Source organism: Bacillus sp. CGMCC 1.60114 (assembly GCF_042676365.1).
Classification (GTDB): Bacteria; Bacillota; Bacilli; order Bacillales; family Bacillaceae_G; genus Bacillus_A; species Bacillus_A rhizoplanae_A.
Genome location: NZ_JBHTHG010000118.1, coordinates 793,081 through 801,042 on the forward strand (window position 1 = coordinate 793,081; position 7,962 = coordinate 801,042).

Annotated in this window: 9 protein-coding genes; 1 reads left to right on the plus strand and 8 read right to left on the minus strand. The window is 33.8% G+C overall.

What is annotated here, in order from left to right; translation table 11 throughout:
- Positions 1-233 precede the first annotated feature (233 nt).
- Complete coding sequence (locus tag ACFQZ1_RS25305) at positions 234-428, plus strand: hypothetical protein (protein WP_377884988.1); 195 nt, start codon at positions 234-236, stop codon at positions 426-428.
- Positions 429-682: 254 nt separating this feature from the next.
- Here the strand turns inward: ACFQZ1_RS25305 and ACFQZ1_RS25310 are convergent, their stop codons facing one another.
- The 8 genes from ACFQZ1_RS25310 to ACFQZ1_RS25345 form a co-directional block, all read right to left on the minus strand.
- Positions 683-2,446, minus strand: coding sequence for a SulP family inorganic anion transporter (locus ACFQZ1_RS25310; RefSeq protein WP_377884916.1), 1,764 nt, complete (start codon positions 2,444-2,446; stop codon positions 683-685).
- 16 nt (positions 2,447-2,462) lie between these two features.
- Positions 2,463-3,059 (minus strand): beta-class carbonic anhydrase, encoded by a 597-nt coding sequence (locus tag ACFQZ1_RS25315; protein ID WP_377884917.1) that lies wholly within the window; start codon positions 3,057-3,059, stop codon positions 2,463-2,465.
- 258 nt (positions 3,060-3,317) lie between these two features.
- A complete protein-coding gene (locus tag ACFQZ1_RS25320) occupies positions 3,318-3,491 on the minus strand; it encodes a hypothetical protein (RefSeq protein WP_377884919.1) in 174 nt (57 codons plus the stop codon).
- A gap of 77 nt (positions 3,492-3,568) precedes the next feature.
- Positions 3,569-4,912, minus strand: a complete 1,344-nt coding sequence (locus ACFQZ1_RS25325; RefSeq protein ID WP_377884920.1) for a sensor histidine kinase — start codon at positions 4,910-4,912, stop codon at positions 3,569-3,571.
- A gap of 6 nt (positions 4,913-4,918) precedes the next feature.
- Entirely contained in the window at positions 4,919-5,608 is a 690-nt protein-coding gene (locus ACFQZ1_RS25330; RefSeq protein WP_377884921.1) for a response regulator transcription factor, read from the minus strand.
- A gap of 240 nt (positions 5,609-5,848) precedes the next feature.
- Entirely contained in the window at positions 5,849-6,061 is a 213-nt protein-coding gene (locus ACFQZ1_RS25335; RefSeq protein ID WP_377884986.1) for a PCYCGC motif-containing (lipo)protein, read from the minus strand.
- Between the two features lie 221 nt (positions 6,062-6,282).
- The gene (locus tag ACFQZ1_RS25340; RefSeq protein ID WP_377884922.1) at positions 6,283-7,005 is read right to left on the minus strand and encodes a thioesterase II family protein; all 723 of its coding nucleotides are present in this window, start codon (positions 7,003-7,005) and stop codon (positions 6,283-6,285) included.
- Between the two features lie 15 nt (positions 7,006-7,020).
- On the minus strand, positions 7,021-7,695 hold the full coding sequence (locus ACFQZ1_RS25345) for a 4'-phosphopantetheinyl transferase family protein (protein ID WP_377884923.1): 675 nt from the start codon (positions 7,693-7,695) through the stop codon (positions 7,021-7,023).
- Positions 7,696-7,962 lie beyond the last annotated feature (267 nt).

Consider the following 7,962-nt stretch of genomic DNA (forward strand, 5'->3'; position numbering starts at 1 on the left):
TTTAACACCTCAGGTAACATGCTAAATCTCCCTCTTAATAATTTGAATATTCAAATTCATCCAATTCACTTCCTATTATACCAAATTATTACAATAATTTAGACCGTTATTTGATAATTTCGTTTATTTTTCATTATTTTTTCACAAAATATTAATTTTTTGTCTTTTGCAAAAAATAAAATATCATTATAAAATGGACGGTTATATAAAATATAATGAAGGACGGATTTTTATTGAATTTACCTAAGATCCATCCATTAGGAGTTAACATTATTGTAGGTACATCGTTTGCTAGATTAGCAACTACCATGAGTATGCCTTTTTTAGCTATTTTGTTAACAACTCAAAAAGGAGTAAGTCCCTCAGTTACAGAGATTAAAGAGTTAAATTCAGCCGAGCAACATCACTTGAAAGAACTTTTTATCTAAAATAGGCGAGAATACTACTACCTCAAGGAATGTGAAGGGCGTATTTTAAAGGCTACCGTTAGACGTAATCCAAGCTAACAAACAAAAAAACGGAGCACGAAAGCTCCGCATACTTTACTATCTCTTTATTTGTTGAATGCCTGTTTCTACGATAAAAACTCGTATGTTTAAAGCTTCTGTCTTGGCATTAACATGTTCTATAATTCTTTCTGTACAAGCATCAAGACTTTCAATAAAAATGTGCTTAAAAGAGTCTAGAACCCCATATTTGCACTAGAGTCCACAATCCGTTTTTTCCGTTGTTTTGTTTCAATTGGCTGATTAGACAACTTAGAACATTCACTAAAAGCAAAATGCTCACAGCTCATACATTCTTTAATATTTAATTGTGTCAATGCATAATTAATAGCGTGCCCTGTACGTTTAAAAAAGTACTCCTCGCCTATCTTTTCATATAGTCCGGTTCTTTGTAATAGTTCCCTTGGCTGTTGTTGGATACCGGATACAATAATTTTACCACCTTGTTCTTTCATTCGTTTCATAATACTTACAAGCATAGCTTCACCCGATGTATCTATAAAAGAAACTTTACTCATGCGTAATAGTAAGATTTTTGGCCTAGATTGAATAGTGTTCTCAATAGACCTCTCAAATAATTCTGTTGATCCAAAAAAGATGGGGCCTTCAATCGTATACATACTGATTTGAGGACAATTTGAACCTTTCTCCACGATTTCTGGCTTCACATACTTATCGAGTGGATCTGGCAACACTTTGGAAATTTTCAAAGCACTACTCATTCTCTTCACAAACGCAAGTATAGCTAGAAGCAATCCAATTCCAACGCCAGTTGTTAGGTCAGTAAAAACCGTAAGGAGAAATGTAACAACTAACACCAGAGAATCCCCTGTTTTAGTTTTAAAAATATGTACGAATTCTTTTCGTTCACTCATATTCCATGCTACAAACATTAGGATAGGAGCCATGCTTGCCAATGGAATATGAGATGCATATGGTGACAAGAGTAACAACACAAGTAAAACAACAACCCCATGTATAATTCCCGATATCGGAGATGCGGCACCATTTTTTATATTGGTAGCCGTTCGAGCAATCGCACCCGTAGCAGGAATTCCACCAAATAATGACGTGATCATATTGGCTATTCCTTGTGCAATGAGTTCCTTGTTGCTATTATGTTTGCTATTTGTCATTCCATCCGCGACCATAGCAGATAATAAGGATTCGATTCCTCCTAATGCTGCAATCACACAAGCAGCAGGAAGAAGATTTACAATCGTTTTCCATGTTATTTCAGGAAAATCAAAGCTAGGTAATTGGCTTGGTATTGATCCGAAGGTGGAACCGATGGTAGCCACCTGATTTGGAAAGAAGAATGTAGCTGCTAAACTGGAAATCAGCAGCCCTAATAGTGCACCAGGAATACGCTTAAAAAATCTAGGTGCTAACAGAATAACAGACAGGCAAATGCCTGCAGTAACGACACTATATATATTGATCGTTCCTAGATTAATCACTATTTCTTTCATATTTAAAAGAAATGTTTCTTGCTTCTTTATATTACGAAGTCCTAAAAAGTTTGCAATTTGCCCGGAAAAAATGATTACGGCTATACCAGCAGTGAATCCTATGGTAACAGGACGAGGGATAAAATTTATTAATTTTCCTAGTTTTAAAGCACCCATAAGAACCAGAATGATCCCCGCCAACAAACCAGCAATCAATAAGTTCTCATATCCATATTGCATAACAACCCCAAATAGGATAGGAACAAAAGCTCCAGTAGGGCCTGCAATTTGATACTTGGAACCACCTAAAAGAGAAACAAGAATTCCAGCAATAATCGTCGTGTAGATACCGTACTCCGGCCTCACTCCGGAAGCAATGGCAAAAGCCATCGCTAAAGGAATCGCCACAATTCCAACTACCAATCCGGCGACGAGATCTTTTTGAAAATGCCCTAAATTGTATCCATAAAACCTGCTAGAGGTAATCATTTATAACATCCTTCCTTTACACACTAATTATTTCATTGTTTCTAGAATTAACATTGCTATATCCATCTACAACAAGATCTAATTTACCTGTCTCGGGATGAATGACCATACCGTGAATGGCAACATTATCTGGCATTAAAGGGTGATTTTTGATCAAATGGACACTATTTCTGACACTCTCCTCTACGCAATGAAAGCCCGTCAGCCATTTAGATAAATCAATACCAGCGTTCGATAGGGTATCAATTCGATCTTTACTAATTCCATTTTTCTTTGCAGCTTCAAGAATGGAAGAAGGATGAAGGCCTATCATGCCGCATCCATGATGCCCAATTACACACACCTCTTCAGTTTTCAATTCATAAATGGCCACAAGAATACTTCGCATAATGCTGCCAAAAGAGTGAGAGACAACAGCTCCAGCGTTTTTAATAATTTTCGCATCCCCATTTCTCAGCCCCATTGCTTTTGGAAGCAATTCCAATAAACGGGTATCCATACAAGTTAGGATGACTATTTTTTTGTCTGGATATTTTGTGGTATAGAATTCTTTATATTCTTTTTGATCTACAAAAGTATTATTGTAATCTAAAATTTTTGAAATAATAGACACTTATTTTTCCCCTTTCTATTCCTTTATCTTTTCTTTCAATTTAAGAAATTTAAAGCTACTATTCACAAAAAATCTGTATAAAAATATAGATTTCTGAGCATCCTCCTTTTATTTAAGCTTAATTTCACTTTAAGGTCTCTAAATTAGAAGAAAATAATAAAGAAATTAGAAATCAATGAGAAATTTCAGAGAAATCAAAAACAAAGAGAGAGTCCTATAACTTTCGAGGGCTCTCTCTATTATTTCAATCTTAACCGTTTACTCAAATCTTCTTTGCTTCAATCTCACTTCAAGGAGAAGGAATTTTGTTTGAATGCTTCTTTTTATTTCTGCAGCAGTCAACAACATCTTTTGATCTCTATCAGCAACAATAAACATAACTATTGAAAAGCTAAAGAGAAAAACACCTTTTTTAGGTTCATATGATTTCACCTAACTGGATAGTTTCCTTTCATTATAAAAATGACAGTTTTCCTTCCAAACATTAAAAATTGATAAGAAACTATTAGCTATTTCGGTAAAGTTACAGTAAAGCTTGTTCCTTCTCTTTCTTTACTAATGACATCTATGTTTCCTCTATGGGAATCTACAATTCGTTTTGCAATTGATAAACCTAGACCAGCTCCGCCAGTTTCCCGGTTTCTCGCTTTATCGACCCGATAGAAGCGATCAAAAATATGTGCGATATCTTCTTTCGGTATGCCGATGCCATAATCCTTCACAGTAAAAAAAACGTGGTTATTCTCATATCCCACATATAACTCAATAGATGATGTGCTGTATTTTAACGCATTATCAAGCAAGATAAACAATAGTTGCTTCATTTTTTGTTCATCTGCACTTGTTATTACTTTATCATGCTGAGTATGTACAGAAATGTGTCGACCATAAACGCTTTCAATCGTTTTACTTGTCTCTTTACTAAGGGAGACAACGTTCACCTTTTTTATATCTAAATTCCATTCTGCATCATGATTGGCAAGCATGAGCATTTGTTTTGTCATTTCCTGCATTCTGACGGCTTCTGAATAGATTGCTTCCACAGATTCTTCTAATAGATCCGCATCTTTCATTCCCCATCGTTTCAGCATGCTTGCGTAACTTTCAATAACAGTTAGCGGTGTCTTTAATTCATGAGAAGCATCAGAAACGAATTGCTTTTGTTTTTCAAAGTTTTTTGCCAAAATATCTATCATCTTATTAAATGCACTTCCCAATTTGTATAATTCATCTTTTGATTGTGTTTTTAGCTCAATCCTTTTAAATATATTCCTTCGCTGAATTTCCTCCATCGTTTCAATCATTGAATTGATCGGTCTTAAAATGATATTGCTTAGCATTCTACCAGCTAAAAATGATGAAATCAGAACAACAAGTGAAGCGACAGTTAACACAAGCTTCAGGATTTTCAAACTTGTATATGTAGATGCCAAATTTTCTGTAACTTCCAACATCACAATATTTCCATCGTTCCATTTGATTGGAAAACTCGCAATGGCATACTGAATTCCATTAACTGATTTCAGTTCGACTGTTTGTGTGTTTTTAAATGTTGGTTTAAACTCCGTAAATTCCGTCTCCTCTGTAATAGTCATAATTGAATATGAGTCCTTATTCACAACACGAATCATTCCATTCAATGGTAAATGTGATTTCAAAATATCAGGCACGTTCATGGGATTCGTGATAGGTTTTATTGCTCCAGCAATATTTTTAGCCTGTGAATAAACGTCATTTAGGTTTTCATTAATTGTAATTTTATAAAATAAAAAATAAACGGATGCATTGATCACAAGGCTAATTAATAGTAGCCAAACCGTTGAAAACAAATGGATTTTATTTCGGATACCCATAACATATTACTCCTTTACAACATATCCAATTCCACGAACTGTATGGATTAGTGGAAAATCAAAGGAATAATCAATTTTCTTGCGCAAGTACCTAATATATACATCCACGACATTTGTCTCTCCATAGTAATCAAAACCCCAAACATACGTTAAAATCTGTTCTCTGTTTAGTACTTGATTTTGATGCTCTATAAGATAAATAAGTAAATCGAATTCTCGCGGAGTCAATTCAATATTTGTGGAATCACGTATTACAACCCGTGTTTTTTTATCAACCTTTAAATCTGCAACAGTTAATATTTGCTCGTCTATCCTTTTCTTCATCATTTGATTTATTCGTAAACATGCACGGATTCTTGCCAATAACTCTTCAATTTGAAACGGTTTTGTAATGTAATCATTCGCTCCATGATCAAGCCCGCTCACTTTATCAGGAATAGAATCTCTTGCTGTTAGTAAGATAATAGGTGTCATGTCCTTTGAAGCCCGAATTCTTCGAAGTACCTCCATCCCGTTTAGCTTAGGTAACATAACATCCAGTAACACAAGGTTCCATTGACCGTTACGAAATTTTTCGAGCCCTGTTATACCGGTTTCAGCTGTCTCGACCTTGTACCCTTCATGTTCAAGCTCTAATTTAATGATTCTCGCAATTTTTGTTTCGTCTTCAATAATTAAAACTTTTCCGTTATCCATCAATAAAATCACCATCCCCACTGCTGGTCATGCATTTGTTAACTTTTATTTAAACATAATTTATCAAAAAATGTGAGTTCTACCTGCAAAATATAGATTTTATAGTTTGTTGAGGAAATTGGGATATCATGCATGCGCTTAGGTATCAATGTAACAAGTAGTCTAACACAGTGACCGTGCAATTCTGTAAAACCCGTAAAAGTAAACATTTGCTTTTTCATAGAATTATATTATTGAACATTACATGGCTGGCATAGGGATATCTGTTGGTTTTACTAAGCCTTCCTCATATTGTTTATCAATGGGTGCTCGGGCTTCCTGAAAAGATACACCGTTTTGATACATCATAGTAGCCTGGAATGCAATATTTACACAAACTGTTTGTGTTATAGCATACGAGTCCCATGCTATAACATCATTATCCTTTATCTTACTGATAAAGCAGTCTGTAATTCTTCAGATTCTGGTGCAAATATGATTTGTTAGAAACATAGAACCTCAATATCATTTTCATCCATGAATTATGATGCTAATCCAAACAATCTATGGATGAATTCAACTTCATTTTGTGCAGACTTCACCAAAGGGTGAACTCTGCACAAAATGAGGTTAGAGTCATTCATAAGTTATTTGGATTAGCCGTTTAATCTCAAAGTTAACAGGAGATTGCTGTTCTATATTCCTATTAAGCTATTTTCGCACCAGAACCTTTTTTTTATAATATTGGCTATTTCTTGGATATTTTCATATAGATAGAAATGTTTACCTTCAAAAGAGTGAAATGTACACAAACCCTTTGTATATTCCCCCCATTTTATTACCTCATCATATGTAGTAAATTCATCGTTTTTTCCATTAAATATAAGAAAATCAATATCACATGCTTGTCTATTGTTGTCATGTATATATGTCTCCACAATTTTAAAATCTGCTCTTAGAATGGGGAGAAAAATTTCCATTAACTCTTCTGATTGAAGTACCTCGGATGGTGTACCCCCCATTGCAATAATTTCTTTTTTAAATTGTTCGTTAGATAGATTATGTCGGATATTTTTTATTTTACTATTTGGGTGATTTCTACCGGACAAAACAAGAAATTCAGGCAATACGTTATTAGAATCCTGTATTTTTCTAGCTACTTCATAGGCGATCAAACTTCCCATGCTATGCCCGTATAGAATATAGGGCGAATTATCTAGCTGCTTAACTATACTAGTATGGACATCATTTACGGCCTCTTCCATACTTTGATACAAGTTTTCTTCAATTCTATATCCTCTACCAGCTAACTCTATTGGGACTACCTCAATATATGGATTAAAGTAATTTTTCCATTTTGAGTAACTAAACGCAGATCCCCCAGCATGTGGAACGCAAAAAAGTTTAGTCTTCTTCATTATTTTCTCCTTACTTTAAAATTTGTTTATATTTTGTCCAATTGTATAAATGTCTTTAATTATTATCTCCTGCGGTAATTCATCACGTGTTGCACAAGCAGCTACCTTATAATTTGCCTCAATATTATATTGTCTAAAGTAAAAGTTTTGAGATATATTCTTGTATGAAATTAAAGTTCGTGAATCTTTTTTTATAGAGAATGAATTTAACGGGATATAAAGTCCTTTCCCAATTGTTTTTATATAGCTTTCTTTTAATGTCCATAAATCATAAAAATAATTGACTTGTTCATCAGAATCTATATTAGATAAATCATAAAATTCTTCCTCTGAAAAAAATTCATTTGCTAATTTAAGAGCCTCTATTTCTGAAACTTTTTCTATATCAATACCTACATTAGAATTTGCAGTGGCACAGACCACCCATTCTCCTGAATGCGAAATATTAAAATGAAAGTCAGAAAGATTTTCAACAAAAGGTTTTCCGTACTCATTATATATAAATCTAATTTCTTCATTATTAATTTTATATTTTTGGCAAATTAGGGACCGGATTAGTAAATCTCCTATCAAAGTCCTATTAATGTCGCATAAATTTAATAAACGCTTCATTCGTTCTCTCTTCTCATTTGAAATCAAGTTACTAAATTGATTAAACAAATGTTTTTCAATATTCTTTGGTATTTTCACAGCGTGAATTTGTATGATAAATCACTTCCTTTTTAAAAGGATGGCTTCCTACGTATACGTTATAGAAATTCAATTTCATATTATATCTTGCCTTTATTCAAGTCCAAATACAGTAGAAAAGGTGCATATTTACATATCAATGAAAATATACACCTTTCCTCAGCAATATCATCAAAGCATTCGCTTCTGGTACAAAAACTTCAGAGAATTTACATCATACTATGAACAACTTATATAGGTTTCTATGTCCCTTTCAAGCAATTTCCG

Bases quoted from the DNA above. Each gene is read 5' to 3' on its own strand.
- ACFQZ1_RS25310 (WP_377884916.1), bottom strand. From the start codon at position 2,446: ATGATTACCTCTAGCAGGTTTTATGGATACAATTTAGGGCATTTTCAA.
- ACFQZ1_RS25325 (WP_377884920.1), bottom strand. From the start codon at position 4,912: ATGGGTATCCGAAATAAAATCCATTTGTTTTCAACGGTTTGGCTACTA.
- ACFQZ1_RS25330 (WP_377884921.1), bottom strand. From the start codon at position 5,608: ATGGATAACGGAAAAGTTTTAATTATTGAAGACGAAACAAAAATTGCG.
- ACFQZ1_RS25340 (WP_377884922.1), bottom strand. From the start codon at position 7,005: ATGAAGAAGACTAAACTTTTTTGCGTTCCACATGCTGGGGGATCTGCG.